This is a genomic window from Acinetobacter terrestris (assembly GCF_004331155.1).
GTDB lineage: Bacteria > Pseudomonadota > Gammaproteobacteria > Pseudomonadales > Moraxellaceae > Acinetobacter > Acinetobacter terrestris.
Window position 1 is genome coordinate 29529 of the sequence record NZ_SJNZ01000010.1, and the last position, 17556, is coordinate 47084.

Below are 17556 nucleotides of genomic sequence, written 5' to 3' on the forward strand. Positions count from 1 at the left end.
ATATGTTTGCTTAAGGACTAAATCTTCAATCTTTCCTGAAAATAATCCGGATAAAAAAGAGAGTGGCTTGAACCACTCTCTTTTTAATTGTCTGAATCAATGATTACTTTAATTCCAAAGACTGAATACGCTTTTTCATCCGTGGCAAGTACAAGATACGATACGTCACTCCCAGAATCACCAGCCAAAGCGGACTAATCATCAGGGCTTTTAAAGTATCCGGTTCCAAACTCAAAATAATTAAAGCAAACAGCATGAAAGCTAGAATGACATAGGACATCCATACCCCACCTGGCATTTTAAAGGTCGATTTGGCATGCAATTCAGGACTACGTTTTCTGTAGCGAATGTAGCAAACCATAATCAGGCTCCAGATACTAAGGAACAGGATGACGCACAATGAACTGGCCAAAGTAAACGCTTCAATGGTATTCGGCACGAAATACTGCAATGCTGCGCCCGCCATAATAAAGCAGCAAGAAAAAATAAGTCCTTTGGCCGGAACTGCACGTTTGGACAACTGGCTTAGGGTTTGCGGTGCCTGACCATCTTTAGCCAAACCAAACAACATCCGGCTGGTAGAGAAGACGCCACTATTCATGGAGGACATCACTGAAGATAAAACCACCAGATTCATAATAATGGCAGAGGTTGGAATTCCGGCATGCAGGAATAAAGTCACAAATGGACTCTGATCTCCCGGGATCTGGTTCCATGGCGTAACTGACATCACCACAAAGAGAGACAGCACATAAAATAGAATAATTCGCGTCGGAATTGCATTGATGGCTTTGGGCAGATTTTTCTCAGGATCTTTGGTTTCAGCTGCCATGGTTCCAATCAGCTCTACCCCAACAAAGGCAAACAGTGCAATCTGGAAGCCGGCCAAAAACCCGCTTGCACCTTTCGGGAACATGCCGCCATGTGACCAGACATGACTAAAGCTTGCCACAGCACCTTGCGGCGGCTGGAACTGCATAAACACCATATATCCGCCAATACCAATCAAACCCAAAATGGCTAAAATTTTAATCAGCGCAAACCAGAATTCAATTTCACCAAACAGTTTTACAGTAAGCAGATTAATACCTAACACCAACAGTACACAGCCTGCACTGATGGCGGCCTGCCCCATAGGGGTAAAAGCTTCTCCAGCCGGCAGCCAAAAACCGAGATAATTGATAATAGCAGCCAAATCTGCAATACCGACCAACACCCAGCCCAACCAATACGACCAGCCGATATAATAGCCCGCAGCCGGGCCAATCAGATCATGCGCCATATCGATAAAAGATTTGTAATGCAGATTGGAAAGCAAGATTTCACCTAATGCACGCATCAGGAAAAAGAACATCGCACCAATAATCATGTAAATAATTAGGATGGATGGCCCAGCCAGGGAAATGGTTTTCCCTGAACCCATAAACAAACCCGTACCAATGGCGCCGCCAATTGCAATCAGCTGTAAATGACGGTTGGAGAGTTTCCTTTGTAATTCATGCGGAGAAGATGAATCATCCAATTGATTCGTTGTCATATTTCAACATCCTTATAGCACTGTATAAACCAGACATTTGAATTGAGCCAAAGCTTCCTGATCGCTCAATCGTGCCTCTTGAAAATTTCTGCTTTAATCAAGACAGTTGCACTATTCCTTATCTAGTTGCGGGAGAGTATTTAAAAAAATAAAAGCTAAAAATTACTTTTGTGCTGCCGTCACAGCAATTTCAATCAACCAATCCGGGTTCACCAGATTCGCCTGAATAGTGGCGCGTGATGGTGCAACGCAGCCTTGTAACCAATCGACCCAAATTGCATTCATTGTTTTAAAATCTTCAAGATTTTTGATATACAGCTGTGCCGATAATAGTCGTGACTTATCGCTATTGGCCTGCGCCAATAAACTGTCGATGGTGGCAAGAATGTCGCGAGTTTGCAGTTCAACATCCTGTGCTGTGGTTTTGGGCACCTGACCTGACAAATACACCACCTGATTAAAAATAGTGACTGCACTCATGACTTCTGTGGTGTTGATGTTCTGGATATCTACATGTGACATATTAATTTCCCTATTCTGGATAACTGGATCTGGAGTAAATAAACGTTAAATTCTACTGTTCAATTTCAAATTGCACCCGAGCCGTGACTGCGCACATAAGCTCGTAGCCGACCGTTCCCGAACTTGCTGCCACATCATCGATAGCTAAAACCGTACCTGTTGATGATGTGCCCCAAAGCACCACTTCACTGCCAATTTCAGCATCGGGAATATGGGTCAGATCAACGGCCAGCATATCCATACTGACCCGACCCAGGATTTGAGTGCGAACTGAATTGACCAGCACAGGCGTGCCGGTTTTCGATATGCGCTGATAACCATCGGCATAACCACAGGCAACAATGCCAACCTTTAAAGGTTCGGAGGCAATAAAATGTGAACCATAACCAATACTTTCACTGGCTTTGACTTCTTGCACAGCAATGATCTTACTGCGCAGTGACATGGTCGGTTGCAGCTGCCAGTCCTGAATGTTATGCGCTGGATAATCTGGAGAACTGCCGTAGAGCATAATGCCGCTACGGATATAATCAGAATGTAGTTGTTGGGGATAACGCAGGATAGCGGCACTATTACTGATCGAGCATTTTCCCGGTAAATCTTTGATGGTTTCTTCAAAGATTTGTTGTTGATAGCCAATGCCGGGCTTCCCCAGGCGTTCACCATCCGCATCGGAAAAATGCGTCATATGAACAATCGATTTCACACATCCGAGTTGTTTCAAACTGTGCCAGGCAGTTCGGTATGCGTCTGGACTAAAGCCTAAACGATTCATCCCGCTGTTCATTTTTAAAAACACGTCGAATTGCGCAGAACCTTCAAACTGCTGCAGCCACTCAAGTTGGTACTGGCTGTGGACAGTAAAACTAAGATCCAATTCAACACAATCCTGTAAATCATGAACCTCGAACAAACCTTCAAGAAGCAGAATTTGACCCGGCCAACCGAGTGCGCGAACAAGTTTCGCTTCCGCAATATCGAGCAAGGCAAAACCATCGGCCTGTTGAAGAGCCTCATAGACACGTTCAATGCCGTGACCATAGGCATTGGCTTTGACCACGGCAAAAACCTGGCTGTCAGGCATCATGCCACGTGCAACCGCCAAATTATTGCCTAAAGCCGCCTGATGGATCACAGCCTTAATGGGACGTGACATATATTCATCCTTGAATAGTGATTTAGGGTAAATTAAGCCGCGTTGGGATAACGCTGAATCGATAAACCTTCAGTATTAATGTCGGTTTTATGATTGAGTACCAAATCGCTGATCAATTTGCCTGAACCACAGGCCATGGTCCAACCCAAGGTGCCATGACCGGTATTTAAAAACAGGTTACTGAAACGGGTCGCACCAATAATTGGCGTGCTGTCCGGTGTCATTGGACGCAGGCCGGTCCAGAATGTCGCCTGTTGCATGTCGCCACCCGGAAATAAATCCTGAGTCACCATTTGCAAGGTGGCACGGCGATTTTCATTCAAGCCATGATTGAAGCCACTCAGTTCCGCCATACCGCCGACACGAATACGCTCGTCAAAACGGGTAATTGCAATTTTATAGGTTTCATCCAGTACCGTAGATTGCGGGGCAAAAGCAGGATCTACAATGGGAATGGTGAGCGAGTAGCCCTTGACCGGATAAACAGGTAAATCCAGATTCAGCGGTTTGAGGAAATCACGTGAATAACTGCCAAAAGCCAGCACATAACGGTCTGCGGTAAGCACTTTTCCATCCACCACCACACCTTTGATTTCATTGCCTTCAACCACCAGTTTTTCAACGCTCTGGTTAAATTTGAAATCGACGCCCATGTCTTTGGCAAGATTGGCTAAGGCATTGGTAAACAGATAACAATCCCCTGTTTCATCATTCGGCAAATGCAAGCCACCGACCAGCTTATCTTGGGTAAAGGCTAAGGCCGGCTCAACTTTCGCCAGGTCTTGTTTAAGCAATAATTCATAATCCACGCCGCATTCTTTCAGGACTTGAATATCACGCTGTACCGCTTCAAGCTGCGCTTCATTACGAAACACCTGCAAGGTGCCCTTTGAACGGTTTTCGTAGTGAATACCGGTGGCTTTACGCAAATCTCTTAAGCAGTCGCGGCTATATTCGGCCACGCGGGTCATGCGTTCCTTGTTAATGGCATAACTTTGTGGATTACAGTTTTTCAGCATTTGTGCCATCCACTGTAATTGCCACATGCTGCCATCCATATTGATCGCCAGCGGTGCATGATGTTGAAACATCCATTTCACTGCTTTAAACGGTATACCAGGTGCTGCCCATGGGGTTGAATAACCGGGAGAGATTTGACCTGCATTACCGAAACTGGTTTCTTCCGCCGGGCCTGCCTGACGGTCTAATACAGTCACGCTTGCGCCTTGCTGCGCGAGGTAATACGCACTTGCAACACCAATAACACCACTACCCAATACAATTACGCGCATTTTCAATCCCTCGAGCAACATCTAGTTTATTTACCTAGTATATTTTTGCTTTGATAGTTTTTTTCACTGTTTTATTGACTATAATCCAGGTAATTCGATGGATTTATCGTGAAAAAAATCTAAAAAAAGGGAAAAACTGATGCGTAAATTAGACCGTATCGATCATCAGATTTTAGACATCTTGCAAAAGGATGGACGGATTGCGATTAGCGAACTGGCGGCTCGGGTAAATTTATCAACTACACCCTGTTCAGAACGGGTAAAACGCTTGGAACGCGACGGCATTATCATGGGCTATTACGCACGTTTAAACCCGGAACTGGTCGATCGGAATTTACTGGTATTTTTAGAAATCAAACTGTCTGCCAAATCGGGAGATGTCTTTGACCAAGTGGCCCGTGACCTGGTCGAAATTCCGGAAGTTTTAGAATGCCATCTCATTTCAGGCGAGTTTGATTATCTGGTAAAAGCGCGCCTGAAAGAAATGAGCGCCTATAGACGATTATTAGGGGATCTGTTAAAAAAACTGCCCTCTTCTGCTTCCTCACACAGTTATATCGTTATGGAAGAAGTCAAAGAAAGTTTCTATTTAGACCTGGGTTAAGGGGCGTGTATTGTTTTCATTAGCGCAGATGTGTTTTGGGCTGGCTTTAAACACTAGACATTAAAAAAGGATCACCCGATCCTTTTTATGCATTTGAAAACAGGTTTTACTTTAGCGCACGCACTCATTTAAATGCTCATTTAAATACTAATTTAAATGATCCAATAACTCGGCAAAACTCTCGATTCTGGCTTTAGGATTCGCTGCGGTTAACTCTTCATCTGCACCATAGCCATATTCCACCGCAATGGTTTCAATTCCATTACGGCGCGCCCCGAAAATGTCATGCTCACGATCACCCACCATCAAACATTCGGCAGGGTTTAACTGCTCTTTTTCAATGATATAAGCAATCAAATCAGCTTTATTGGTGCGCTCGCCGTTGAGTTCACTGCCATAGGCATATACAAAATATTGCAATAAATCAAAATGCTCTAGAATTTGCTTGGCATAAATTTCAGGTTTCGCCGTGGCCAAAAACAAACGGTAGCCTTGTGCTTGCAATGTTTTTAAAGTTTCAGACACTTCAGGGAAAACATGGTTTTCATATAAGCCGGTGACCACAAATCGTTCGCGGTAGCCCATTAACGCCTGTTCAGCCAAAATATCATCTGTTGCCACATTTAAAATTTTTGCCAGCGAAGCCTGTAAGGGCGGACCAATAATCCAGTCAATATTGACGTCATCTGCAATAGGATGGCCAATTTTATTCAAGCCATAACGTGCGCTGGTGGTAATTCCCACTTTTGGATCAGTTAATGTTCCATCCAAATCAATCAAAATATTTTTAATCACAGACTGACCCTTTCATCTTAAATTTTTACTTCACAAATACTATCGAGACTTGGCTCAAAGTTGCCTATACTAACGCAAATTTTGTGAAGAAGGACATCATTGTGCGCCCTACTGTACTTTGCTTTTCTGGTTTAGATCCCTCGGGTGGCGCTGGCTTGCAGGCAGATATTGAAGCAATTGGCCAAAGTGGTGCCCATGCGGCAATTGCCTGTACTGCCCTGACCATCCAAAATTCCCAACAAGTCTTTGGCTTTGAAGCAACATCGAAAGAATTACTGCTCGCTCAAGCACATGCAGTGGTAGGTGATCTACCGATTAAATGTGTTAAATCCGGCATGTTAGGCACCACGGACAATATTGCAGCGCTGGCCGAATTTTTACGTGAGCATCCTGAATACCTATATGTGCTTGATCCTGTCCTGGTTGCCAATAGCGGTGGTTCACTGGGCAATCAGGAAACACTGGTAAAGGCGTTTGCAGAACTAATTCCACTGGCTACAGTGCTAACGCCGAATACGGTAGAGCTTCGGGCATTAACCGGGATTGAAGATATCGACCAAGCCACGACAAAACTCTTTGCAATGGGAGCCCAAGCCGTGCTGGTCAAAGGCGGCCATGAAGATACGCCGGACTATATTCGCAATGCGTTATATATCAATGGCGAGCTGGTTTCTGAAACTCGATGCCCTCGTCTTGAGGGCGAATATCATGGTTCAGGTTGCTCATTGGCAAGCTTCATTGCCGGCCGTTTAGCACAAGGGGATGATTTAAAACAAGCGGTAAATCATGCTGAAACCTGGTTATTTGGCGTGCTTAAAAAAGCGGAAACTCCGGTACCCAATGGCCAGAAAATTCCTAAGCGTTTCTAAAAAACAGGATGGATCAAGCTGATCATCAATAGCTTTATGTTGTTTGAGATCAGATTTTTTATACTGATTTTTAGTCGCTCAAATCTGAATTTTATTGCACCACTCAAAAAATAAGGCATGTATAAATACATGCCTTATCATATCCATCAACTAAAGCTAGGCAATGAGTTCTTTAATCTTGGTGGTTGATCCATTGTTTTTGACTGATTCTATGCCTTTCTCACGTGATTGCTCACTTGAATAGAAGTGGCTACGACCAATAATCTGATGATTCACCGCTTTCAGGTTAAAATAAGGCTTACCATTTTTCCCGTCTAGACGTTCATAACGACTATTATCTATGCTATTTCTCTGAACTGATTCAATGCCCACCTGTACAGAGGCCTTTGCCTTATAGAGTTCACTGGTTAAGATGACTTCTCCATTTCCAGCTTTTAACACAAAACGATATTGTCCATCGTCGACTTGACTGATTTCATACCATCCAGCCATTTCAATCCCCTTTATTATTTTAAAATTTATAAGAATTTGATTATTTTTTATTGTTCAAAACATGCTGTTTTATAGAATATAAATAATTTTCGGTTTTTAAATGTGGTTATTTTGTAATCAAAAATATCTGAGCCTTGGTTTTATAAAAGTGCATTTTAGCCGGTTAAATTTGACTTAAATTGATTCAATAAAAAAATAAAGATCAAGAGAATAAAAGCAAATCTAGCCTCTTGATCATCATTCAAGCCTAGACAATTTTCTTGGAATAAGTGGCTTTCTGCATTTCTAAAATTTCCACGCAAATCTGTACGTTGACTTGGCTCTGCGGTGGTAAATGCTGTTCGATTGTAGTTAATAATGCTTGGGAAATTTCCTGTTGTAATTCCACACTGCGTCCGGTTAATAAAGAAACTTTGGCATGTAAATATGCTTGCGAAGCGTCTCCCAAGCCAATGACATAATCTTGCTGGCAAATGGCACGGCTTTTCACTTCATTGGCAGCCTTAACATATGCACCATCAAGCATGGCTTGGTTTAAGGCAAGTAAGAGTGGTTTTGGATCAAGGTTTTCAATATTGTCTGAATATTCAACATGGATATGGGGCATAACAAAATATTCTTTAAAGGTTTGCTGTTGTTATACCATTTCATTTGCCCAATCATAAGCGCAATCAAGCCATATTTAAGCCCAGTGCTGTTTTATAGATCAAACATTCACAACCTGTGTATATCCTTTTGGAAAGCTGATCCTTCCAGTCTTTCAAATTTTTTGGACAGATCATAAATTCTCAAGTGCATGATTGCTGCCTGATCAAACGGCCTCATAAAAAAAAGCCCCAACATCCCTGCTAGAGCTTTTACATTTCAATCTGGGTGAATTAAGCTTTTTTCACAAATTCAGATTTCAATTTCATTGCACCCACCCCATCAACTTTACAATCAATGTCATGACCATCGCTTGAGTCGGGTAATAAACGAATGTTTTTCGCTTTGGTTCCGACTTTAATGACCGATGAAGAACCTTTAATTTTCAAGTCCTTGATTACGGTAACTGTATCGCCATCGGCAAGGATATTGCCATTTGAGTCTTTAATAACCGTCGCCTGTTCAGCGCTGCTTTCACCCTCTTTCCATTCATGAGAACATTCCGGGCAAATCAGTAAATCGCCATCTTCATACGCATATTCTGAATTACATTTGGGGCAATTTGGCAAAGACATAAAAAACCTCAAAAACTCTACTATAGCATTTTATAAGTCAGTCTCTTGCTTAAAACCCTACTTATTTCATGGAATAAAAGCAGGCAAGATAAAGATCAGCCTTGTTCCAAAAGCTGTTTCAGTACAATCACATGGTTATAATCTTTACTCTTGGCTGCGGTAATTAAAGTGACTTGTTCCTGCTCAGCAATCTTCCGAATTTGCTGCAATGTCTTTGCCTGTTGAACAAGTTCCGCTGTATAGCGCTGTTGAAAGATCTCCCAATATTCAGGATCGTGCGCGTACCATTTGCGCAGTTCAGTCGAGGGCGTGATTTCCTTGGGCCACATATCAATTTGAGCATCCTGCTTTTTGATGCCTCTGGGCCAAAGTCGATCGACCAAAATCCGTTTACCATCTGACGCTAAAACTTCGGCATAGGCACGCTTGATTTGAATTTGCATGGGTCATCTATTTATTGATCCGGAATTTCGGCATTCACCAATAAAGTCAGCAATTGCAAGGATTCCTGCCATCCCAGATAACAGGCTTCTGCCGGAATTACATCTGGAATACCCGATTGGGTAATATGAACTTCCGTGCCCACAGAAACTGGGTGGAACTGAATCGTGACTTCAATTTGACCGGGTAAGTTTGGGTCATCGAACTGGTCGGTATAACGCAACAACTGGTTAGGCATAATTTCATGATAGGTTCCACCAAAAGACTGGCTGGTACCGGTGGTAAAATTGCTAAAAGACATTTTATAGCTGCCTCCCACTTTCGCATCAAGATGATGGACTTTGGCGGTAAAACCATGCGGCGCCATCCATTTAACCAAGGCATCAGGATCGATAAAGGCTCTAAACACCCGTTCTGGCGGTGCGGTGAATACACGGTGAAGTTTGACAGTACTGGGCATTGTTTTTTCTCACTTTTTGTTGTTTTGTGTGTTTAGTCTACTGCGGTTGATTCCTGGCTATGTATGGCTTTGGTATGACATTCAGAGCAGATTTTTACTGCATTTTCCTCTACTGAAAAATGCTCAACCGCTTCCAGAATATTTCTACATTTACAACAGCCCTGCTCAAGCAGATAGGTTTAATTTAATTCTAGCTTCCAAACATAAATAGCTTAATCCGGCATGTCATCAATCTGATGGGGTTCTGTACGCGGCTGGCTATTCATGTGATGCCTAAAAGACGATGAACGTTCATATGCCTGCATACGCACCCTCATAATGGAACCCAATGGCTGATGTTCTTTCACGCCATGCCAAGGGTTAAAAGACAGCACATCATCGGAATAAACCCGACGTGCCGGACTAAAAGTATCCTGCTGGGGAAAGTGCAAATGGCCAATGACCTGATGCGGTGATTCCTGCTCTTTCCACAGCACAGCCGCATCCTCGACAGGCATAGTCCTCAGATCGGTACATAGCTGTGCACGAATCACATAATCTGCTGCATTCTTCTGAAAGAAATCCCGGACGATGTCACGAATAGCGGAATCATCATTGATTTGCATCTGGATGCCGGTGAGTTTCTTCACGGAGTCAGATTCGGGTGCGACACTGATTTTGGCAATATAGTCACCATAACGAAGCGCTGCCATACTATGATAAGTTTCGCCCAACACATGATGCTGGCTACGTGCCAGACCTTTTAAGCTTGCAGGTGCGGGAAACCCTGCACGATTTACCAGATAATCTACGCCACGCATCACCTGACGCAAGCTGCGCATAACCGGTTCAGGCGCCTGTTCTGCCTCCGTAATAAAAGGCAGCATTTGCTTATACTTACGCACTGTCCCAAAAGTCAGCACCGGAATATTGACCATCAGAAAATCCTGGTGATGACCATCACTCGGATCATTCGGCAATAAGCGCTGCCCCGGCACGTTTAAAATTTTAAGGGCAAAACCATGAGGAGCCGGAGTTTTATCGCTATGCAGATCACCCGGCGCAGCCGATAGACGTACCATCACGTCATAATAGCCCGGATGAGCAAAAATCCCTTGAGCCAAATGAGCCGGCAAATTTTCAGGAACAGTCAAAATGCCTTTCAGGAAACCATGGGATTTTGCATGTGCATCACGAACCGCGTGACGGTGCCGGTCAAAAACCTGGTTATTGGTCTGCGCCATCTGTTCTGTAATATGCAGAATATCCTCTTCTTCATTTTCCTGTATTTGCTCGACTTCGGGACGATAGCTCACGTAATTCGCACTCATACTTGCTTCCTTCTGATTTTTTGAATATGGATCAACTGCACTGAATTTTTTGTATTAATCTAACAAGGAGTTCGCTTTACAAGTTAATTCATTGGTTAATGCTTTGAGGGTCTTTGGTAAATACGACATTCAGACCGAGTCAAAGACCGATGAGGTGAAAAATAGAGCACGTCAAAAAATTGAAAAGTGATTTAACTTTCCAAGTTTCGTGCTTATGCTTTGCTCAGAGGTCCAAATCATTTTCCAAAAATGATGAGTTTTGTTTTAGCTTTTAGCTTAAAACATCTTGAAGAGAGTCGCCCTTGGCTTGTTGCAACTTGGCGATTTCCTCTAGCTTTTGGGTTTGTGCCTTGTCACTGGTCAGTGTCTGAATTAAGTCGTCTGCAAGCTGGTTTAATAACAGCAGATCATCTTCACTCATCTGCCGAACCTGCTTATCCAGAACACAAAAGCTGCCTAACACCACACCTTGCTTAGTACGTAAAGGTACACCGGCATAAAACTTGATCTTATTTCTGTTTAACTCCGGGTTATGGGTAAACCGCGGATCTCGGTCTATATCTTCAATGATCAGTGCTTCATTCTGATGAACCAGATGGGTACAAATAGATTCTTCCCGGGGAATGCGTGCCTCTATCGGATTTTGATTTTCATCTGCCAGCGGACTGGCTGGGGTATTCACCCATTTTTCATCGACCAGGGAAATTTGCGCATATTTCACATTAAATGCCTGGCAGGCTTCTTCAATATACTGCTGATAAATCAGTAAAGTTTCAGGTTGAAGCAATTGCAGTTCATGCAAAGCCGCCAAACGTTCCGGTTCATTTTCCGCAAGCAATTCACGTGCAGGATTTTTACCCTGTTGTAGCATCAGCGCATCAATACTCAGCATCAATTCATTGACCGTGGATACTACGGCATCCGGTTGAAAACGGTTTTGAATCTCGTCCCGCAATTCATCGCTGACATTGCCCCAGGTGGCAAAAATAATTTTAATATTCGGCAGGCGTTTACGGATGCGATGATTCAACAAGCGAATTTGTGCCAAAGGCTGCCGATGAAACATGGAAATGCAAAGCATCTGGGTATTTTCTGGCAAGGATTCAAGCACATCCATTTTTGATTGAATCAGTACTTCATTATGGCTTTGCGCTGCAATTTTTCTTAAGTTTAAACCATGGGCCAACATGGAAGATGCCCATACATCAATTTCCCAACGCGCCCCCAGGCAGACCACTTGCGCAGGACCAGCGGTATTTGGAGCCGGGTACTTTTGCTGGAAATCATGATTAAACAGCTTCAAGCCCTGATGCATTCTTAAACGGTGCTCGGCACTTGCTTCGGTACTATGTCCTTGTGAAAATAAACGAATGGCGGGAATGGCAACATCGTCATAAAAGGCATTGACCTTACGAACGACGACTTCCTCACTGGGCTTTTTCGGCAATTTCTGTTGAATATAATCCTGGGCAACTTCAAGGGCATCCTCTACTTCATCGGCAACCAGGCGCTGGTAAAAGCGTTCCGGTGGCGTCAGTACCGGTTCGCTACCAATCAGGGTTTTGATAAATCCCAATGCCGGAATATAGTGAGCCAATACCAATAAACACGCCGTCAATGGCGTCGAGAGAATCAGTCCAGCAGGCCCCCATAGCGTAGTCCAGAATGTCGCCGCAAGAATAATCGCCAAAGTGGAAAGACCGGTACTTTCACCATACAACCACGGTTCAATCACATTGTTACTAATCAGCTCGAGTAACAGAATCAGCCCAATAGTCCAGAGCACCATATTCCAGCCCGGATCAACCGCAAATGCCAGGGTAATGGGAAATAAGGCCGAGATCATGGGCCCGACATAGGGTAAAAAGCGCATTCCGATCGCGACAATTCCCCACATAATGGCAGCAGGCACACCAATCAGCCATAAGCCCACGGCCATGGGAATGCCGAAAGTGACATTTACCAACAGCTGCATCCGCAAATAGGTTCCAATCCGGTCTGCTGCATCATCCAGTGCATCTGTACCGACGTTTAAATTGCCACCCAGCAATTTCAGCAAACGGTCATGCAAGTCTTTGCGACTGAGTAAAATCAGTACCACAAACAGAAAAACAATACCGACAGTGGCCAAGGGATGAAAGATTCTCGCGCCCCACTGCATTGCCGTTTCAGTGGTACTGGCTTGCTGCCCCACCACCTGCACCTGCTGCACCCCCTGGGTTTGTTCAACTGGCGTGACGTCCTGTATCGAGCTTTCCACCGTGTCAATGGTCTTGATGGCACCGTCCCATACACTTGGCCCAGAAGTATAGCTTTTCACCGAATCGAGTTTTTGTTTAATCGTGTCCTGATATTGCGGCAACTCCTGACTTAAATTCCCCAGTTGATAACCGAGATAAGTTGCAGCCCCCCCTATGACACTTAAAGCAAACAGCACCACAAGTGCAATCGATGGAAGTTGCGGCAAACCCCATTTTTTCAAGCGTGAAACTAAAGGTTCAAGTAAAAATGCCAATAACACCGACAGTGCCAAAGGAATCAGAATATCTTTTCCAAAATACAGGGCTAAAATAATCAGCGCAGCAATCACAAACCCCGCCATCACACGTAAAATATGCCGGGTCTGAGTTTCATCATTTACAGGAGGTAATGGAGATTGTGAATTTAGCGTTTTTTCCCTATTCACGTTAATATCCTTATTATTTTTGATGATTGTTTCTATATTTAAAATTTTATGTGCTGAAATTCTAGAGGGTTACTGTAAGTAATACCTATTCTGCTGATTCCCCTTTCAGTTCAAGCCCCTTATTTTTTATTCTTGGCCAAATATTTAGGCATTAAAAAACCCTAACCGTTTGCACTGCCAGGGTTTTGTGGTATCTCATTCAAAAAGAGCAATTCTTAATAAGCCATTGATGAATAACAGACACTATTTTTAAATATTATTCAATTACTTGAATTAACTTTTAAGTTCATCTTCCATGTCTTCGTCATCATAGACATAGGCCATGCAACCCCAGCCATCATATTCGCCGCCGTGTTGTTCAGCAATTTTAGTGAACCATTCTTCAATATCGACAATGTCTGAATAGTCAGGTTCCATATACATATAAATAGTGATAATCCACTCTAGCGTATCGGCTTCTTCATCTTCAAACAGGCTGATTTTTTGTTCTTCTTTCAGCAAATAAAGCGCACATTTTTCGGCTTGTTCTTGGGTATGAAAAGCAATCGAAAATTCAATTTCATGTGCTTCAGTCAGATCGTCACCATCTTCAGCCATTTGCCAAAGTACGTTACCGTTTTCGTCATCTGGGAATTGTTCAAAATCGCGTGTCATGGGCGTTTCCTTATCTTAATCATTTAAATCTATAACATTGTACCCAGATTAGCTCAAGTTTGTTTCATTTTAGCGCTTCAAAAGATTCTTTCTATTGCTGATCCATTCAAGTTGTTTTCTGTTTTATCCGTGCAAAATGGTCTGCACGCCATCACCCTTCCACCATCCGTTGCTGCATTTGAGCTTGCTGTTCTCGCTGTTTTTCCTTGAACGCTAGAACCAAGGCTGCAAACTTCAACTCTTCCAGACGCAAGCTTAAAAATGACGCATGAATGCGTGCATAACTAAATGCTGCACCGTAATGATTGATCAGAATAAAGTCATCCTGTAGCGACTGGATCAGCTCGCCCATATTGTCATGACGCAAGCGTGATAAATACAGGTCAGCCTTGCTGTTAAAAACATGGGTCACCAGAGCAATGGCTGAAAGCCAGCGCTTTTCTTCCACATAATCACAATCGCCCACACAATTATATTCAATGGCATTTTTGATTTTGTGCCGGACTTCTTTTAAATGAATTGCGGCATCTATGTGCTTATATCCATCGATCAACTCATCCAGAAGTGTATGCGCCGGCAATAAATACCCAGTGCCATAACCATTAATTTTATTTTCCAGAGCTCGTGAAATGTCCGTTAAATTTTGCTGTTGCGTGGCCTGATTGTAAAAACCATGCAATTTTTCTCTGGCCTCTATTTCAAGTTTCTGCTTGCTGTTTTTTTCATAACTGTCCAGATAATGCCGCACTTTTTCAATATAAGCCTTCATGTTCTGTAGCAGTGACTCTGCTTCAGTTTTGGTCACTTCTACAAAGTTCTCAACTTGATTTTTTCGCTCGGCTACATATTGTTCAATGTCCAGAATAGCTTGATACTGACTGAGTTTTTCAAGCTTATTTTTTAAAGTTCCCGTCTCTGCACGAAACATGTTTAATTCATGATGCAGCTCATCATTCTTTTGTTCATGTGCAGCCAAATTTGCCCGTGTTCGATCCAGATTGGCTTGCAATGACTCCAGATTAGCCTGTTTACTTTTCACTCGTTTTGTTGCGCGATAAAGGAGGAGCGCTAAAATACTTATTGTTGTAATCGTTGTTATGATGGATAGGTAAATCATTGTTATTATCTCAAAAACCCCACTTTACACTAGCTATTTTTTGATCAATTTTCAATCACCAAAACTAGGGATATTATTTCTATTTATATCGTACACAACTATTAAACTATTATAAAAAAACTATATTTTTCAAATTATTAATGATTTAAAAATATTTGTAATGATCTTGTTCATTACCCTCAATTCCAGCTTTTACTGACAATTATCACTCCAACCGGTGCACCCTAGACCTGCTATACAATTCCTGTAATACCGAGTTGAATTTTAATTCCTGAATCAGAAAGGCACATGGCCTTTAATTTCAACATCTGTTCCCGTTAACGGCTGCTTAAATGCCAAATAACTTGCGTGTAAAGCCATGCGTTTTAATGGACTTTGATAGGGTTCTGGATGATACAGCTTATCGCCAGTAATCGGATGTCCGATATATTGCATATGCACCCTCAGTTGATGTGAACGTCCGGTAACAGGCGTGAGCAGTACCCGACTAATATCTTCAGCTTGCGAATAATCCAAAGCCTGATACACGGTTTTGGCAGCTTTGCCCAATTCAAAATGCACCATTTGACGCGGACGATTTTCCCAATCGGTAATGAGAGGAACCTCGACACATCCCTCACCTTCAAGCTTGCCTTGTATTAACGCAATATAGTTTTTCTTTACTGTGCGTGCCTGAAACATTTTACTCACCGCGACTTCTACATCGCGGTGTTTGGCAAACATGAGGATGCCCGAAGTTGCCATATCTAAACGATGGGTGATTTTGGCATGCGGATATTTTTCCAAAATACGCAAATAGGCACTGTCATGATGCTCGGGTAAACGCCCCGGTACGGACAACAAGCCTGCAGGCTTTTCTATGACCACCAGATCATCATCTTCATAGACGATAGCAAGCGGTTCTTGGGGTGGCATATAAACAAAGTTGTTGTCGATCGGCATGTGCATACAGCATTTCGGAGAATGGGCGAAAAATAACAAGGCGAGATAATGCTGTCAATGCATCCTAAACACAGCAATGAGATTGAATTATTTATTGTTTGCACCTAATTTTCCAAATGCAGGTTTAAGCTGATCGGAAAGATCATCTTCAATCAACTGCAGCACCGGATTTTCTACCTCATAGTGCTTAATGGTAATTTTAAACTGGCCTTGAAACCATTGATTTAAATGCAATGCATAAGTCGCTTTATGACCTAGCCCCAAATGCTGTTTCAGCCGGTTCCTGATTCCTGAGGTAGAGGAACCCACATACATGACTCTGCAAGGTGCATTTAATTTTGCACAGGCATGGGTTCCCTGTTGTTTAAAAGCACGAAAATGATTAAAAGTCTGGTTAATGTCACCCTCCACTTGTTCAATAATATAAATTGCTTTAGAGATTTTGGGTAAATCATCCAAGGTTGAAAATATATATTCCTAAACAGGCAGAGCGGTTTTTGCCATAAAGCACTGCTGAATAAGCGTATCTAAATAACTCATATAATTTTATTACAATGCAATGACTTATCAAATATTTTAGCAGCTAAACACACAGGATTTAAGCATATTTTTATTTTCAAATTTTAAAGAATGAAATAAACTTTTTTTAGCGCGCAAAAAGCATCAATATTGAAATATTTATCCACCCTTATCTTTAAGGCTTATCTTTAACACTCTAGTTCACATCCTCCATGACATTAATCTGCAAGATAATAATCAACCGTTGAAACCACGCGTACTTTTTTCAAATACGGGGTATTACTGTCCCGGTCTTCTATACTAAACAGACCCTGATTTGCCGACTTGATTTTCCCCAAACTGCTTTTAGAATCGGCAGCAAATTTTTCTGCCACACTGCGTGCATTTTCAGTAGCTTGTTCAATCATGGCAGGTTTGATGTCATTGAGTTTGGTAAATATATATTCGGTTCTCTGTCCCGAATCATCTCCGCCAAAGGCAATACCTTTTTTACCTAAAGCCACCAAACGACTTTGTGCAGCACGTACTGCATCTATTTTGTGGGTATATACGGTGATGGTTTGATGTGCGGTATAGCGGAGCGCGACATTTTCATTGCCGCCATATTGCTGGGCGTATTTATCTGTTGTACTTGGCGAAGCGGTGGTAATTTCCTCGGCAGTAAAACCTTCACCTTTTAAAAATGCCTGAATTTGTTGGGTATTTATTTCCATGGTGTCGTACAACTGGGTCAGGTCTTGGCTGGCAGCGCTAAAGCGAATCGGCCATACTGCAACATCGGCTTTGACTTCGCGTTCGGACAAACCCTTGACTGAAACAATACGTTCATATTGTTTAATTTTCAGCGCGCTGCTGCCTAAAATCCATCCTGCAACAATCATCCCCAAGCAAATGAAAACGCCTAAAATAAGTGCGGGTTTGAGCTGATTCATCGGACTAA

General features: G+C 42.7%; 19 protein-coding genes. 2 read left to right on the top strand and 17 right to left on the bottom strand.

Translation table 11 applies throughout. The features are described 5' to 3' along the window. Positions 1 to 103: 103 nt before the first annotated feature. The 4 genes from E0H81_RS07250 to E0H81_RS07265 form a co-directional block, all read right to left on the bottom strand. Positions 104 to 1537: an amino acid permease gene (locus E0H81_RS07250; protein ID WP_131317768.1), complete on the bottom strand. Its 1434-nt coding sequence runs from the start codon at positions 1535 to 1537 to the stop codon at positions 104 to 106. A gap of 162 nt (positions 1538 to 1699) precedes the next feature. After that, positions 1700 to 2059, bottom strand: coding sequence for a RidA family protein (locus E0H81_RS07255; RefSeq protein WP_165492601.1), 360 nt, complete (start codon positions 2057 to 2059; stop codon positions 1700 to 1702). 52 nt (positions 2060 to 2111) lie between these two features. Next, positions 2112 to 3215: an alanine racemase gene (gene alr, locus E0H81_RS07260; protein ID WP_131317770.1), complete on the bottom strand. Its 1104-nt coding sequence runs from the start codon at positions 3213 to 3215 to the stop codon at positions 2112 to 2114. 32 nt (positions 3216 to 3247) lie between these two features. After that, entirely contained in the window at positions 3248 to 4507 is a 1260-nt protein-coding gene (locus E0H81_RS07265; RefSeq protein ID WP_131317772.1) for a D-amino acid dehydrogenase, read from the bottom strand. Between the two features lie 139 nt (positions 4508 to 4646). Here E0H81_RS07265 and E0H81_RS07270 point away from each other — a divergent pair, with 139 nt between their 5' ends. Beyond that, positions 4647 to 5111 (top strand): Lrp/AsnC ligand binding domain-containing protein, encoded by a 465-nt coding sequence (locus E0H81_RS07270; protein WP_131268962.1) that lies wholly within the window; start codon positions 4647 to 4649, stop codon positions 5109 to 5111. Positions 5112 to 5258: 147 nt separating this feature from the next. Here E0H81_RS07270 and E0H81_RS07275 read toward each other — a convergent pair whose 3' ends face one another. Further along, the gene (locus E0H81_RS07275) at positions 5259 to 5906 is read right to left on the bottom strand and encodes an HAD-IA family hydrolase (RefSeq protein ID WP_131317774.1); all 648 of its coding nucleotides are present in this window, start codon (positions 5904 to 5906) and stop codon (positions 5259 to 5261) included. Positions 5907 to 6007: 101 nt separating this feature from the next. Here E0H81_RS07275 and E0H81_RS07280 point away from each other — a divergent pair, with 101 nt between their 5' ends. After that, complete coding sequence (locus E0H81_RS07280; RefSeq protein WP_131317776.1) at positions 6008 to 6775, top strand: hydroxymethylpyrimidine/phosphomethylpyrimidine kinase; 768 nt, start codon at positions 6008 to 6010, stop codon at positions 6773 to 6775. 156 nt (positions 6776 to 6931) lie between these two features. Here the strand turns inward: E0H81_RS07280 and E0H81_RS07285 are convergent, their stop codons facing one another. From E0H81_RS07285 to E0H81_RS07340, 12 genes are all read right to left on the bottom strand, one after another. Beyond that, positions 6932 to 7267, bottom strand: coding sequence for a YegP family protein (locus tag E0H81_RS07285; protein ID WP_131317778.1), 336 nt, complete (start codon positions 7265 to 7267; stop codon positions 6932 to 6934). Positions 7268 to 7514: 247 nt separating this feature from the next. Further along, the gene (locus E0H81_RS07290; RefSeq protein WP_131317780.1) at positions 7515 to 7874 is read right to left on the bottom strand and encodes a 5-carboxymethyl-2-hydroxymuconate Delta-isomerase; all 360 of its coding nucleotides are present in this window, start codon (positions 7872 to 7874) and stop codon (positions 7515 to 7517) included. 271 nt (positions 7875 to 8145) lie between these two features. Beyond that, a complete protein-coding gene (locus tag E0H81_RS07295) occupies positions 8146 to 8487 on the bottom strand; it encodes a zinc ribbon domain-containing protein YjdM (RefSeq protein ID WP_131317782.1) in 342 nt (113 codons plus the stop codon). 95 nt (positions 8488 to 8582) lie between these two features. Then, positions 8583 to 8930: a DUF488 domain-containing protein gene (locus tag E0H81_RS07300; protein ID WP_131317784.1), complete on the bottom strand. Its 348-nt coding sequence runs from the start codon at positions 8928 to 8930 to the stop codon at positions 8583 to 8585. 11 nt (positions 8931 to 8941) lie between these two features. Continuing rightward, positions 8942 to 9388, bottom strand: coding sequence for an SRPBCC family protein (locus tag E0H81_RS07305; RefSeq protein ID WP_131317786.1), 447 nt, complete (start codon positions 9386 to 9388; stop codon positions 8942 to 8944). A gap of 212 nt (positions 9389 to 9600) precedes the next feature. Continuing rightward, the gene (locus E0H81_RS07310; RefSeq protein WP_131317788.1) at positions 9601 to 10698 is read right to left on the bottom strand and encodes a catalase family protein; all 1098 of its coding nucleotides are present in this window, start codon (positions 10696 to 10698) and stop codon (positions 9601 to 9603) included. Between the two features lie 271 nt (positions 10699 to 10969). Beyond that, the gene (locus E0H81_RS07315; RefSeq protein ID WP_378235471.1) at positions 10970 to 13408 is read right to left on the bottom strand and encodes an AI-2E family transporter; all 2439 of its coding nucleotides are present in this window, start codon (positions 13406 to 13408) and stop codon (positions 10970 to 10972) included. Positions 13409 to 13657: 249 nt separating this feature from the next. Beyond that, positions 13658 to 14038 carry a ribonuclease E inhibitor RraB gene (locus tag E0H81_RS07320; RefSeq protein ID WP_131317790.1) on the bottom strand — a complete coding sequence of 127 codons (381 nt, stop codon included), beginning with the start codon at positions 14036 to 14038 and terminating at the stop codon, positions 13658 to 13660. Between the two features lie 151 nt (positions 14039 to 14189). Beyond that, a complete protein-coding gene (locus E0H81_RS07325) occupies positions 14190 to 15077 on the bottom strand; it encodes an SNIPE associated domain-containing protein (RefSeq protein ID WP_165492602.1) in 888 nt (295 codons plus the stop codon). A gap of 354 nt (positions 15078 to 15431) precedes the next feature. Then, the gene (locus tag E0H81_RS07330) at positions 15432 to 16097 is read right to left on the bottom strand and encodes a pseudouridine synthase (RefSeq protein WP_131317794.1); all 666 of its coding nucleotides are present in this window, start codon (positions 16095 to 16097) and stop codon (positions 15432 to 15434) included. An 87-nt stretch (positions 16098 to 16184) separates the two neighbouring features. Continuing rightward, a complete protein-coding gene (locus E0H81_RS07335) occupies positions 16185 to 16556 on the bottom strand; it encodes a hypothetical protein (protein WP_205677720.1) in 372 nt (123 codons plus the stop codon). Between the two features lie 278 nt (positions 16557 to 16834). Continuing rightward, on the bottom strand, positions 16835 to 17548 hold the full coding sequence (locus E0H81_RS07340; RefSeq protein WP_131317796.1) for an SIMPL domain-containing protein: 714 nt from the start codon (positions 17546 to 17548) through the stop codon (positions 16835 to 16837). Positions 17549 to 17556 lie beyond the last annotated feature (8 nt).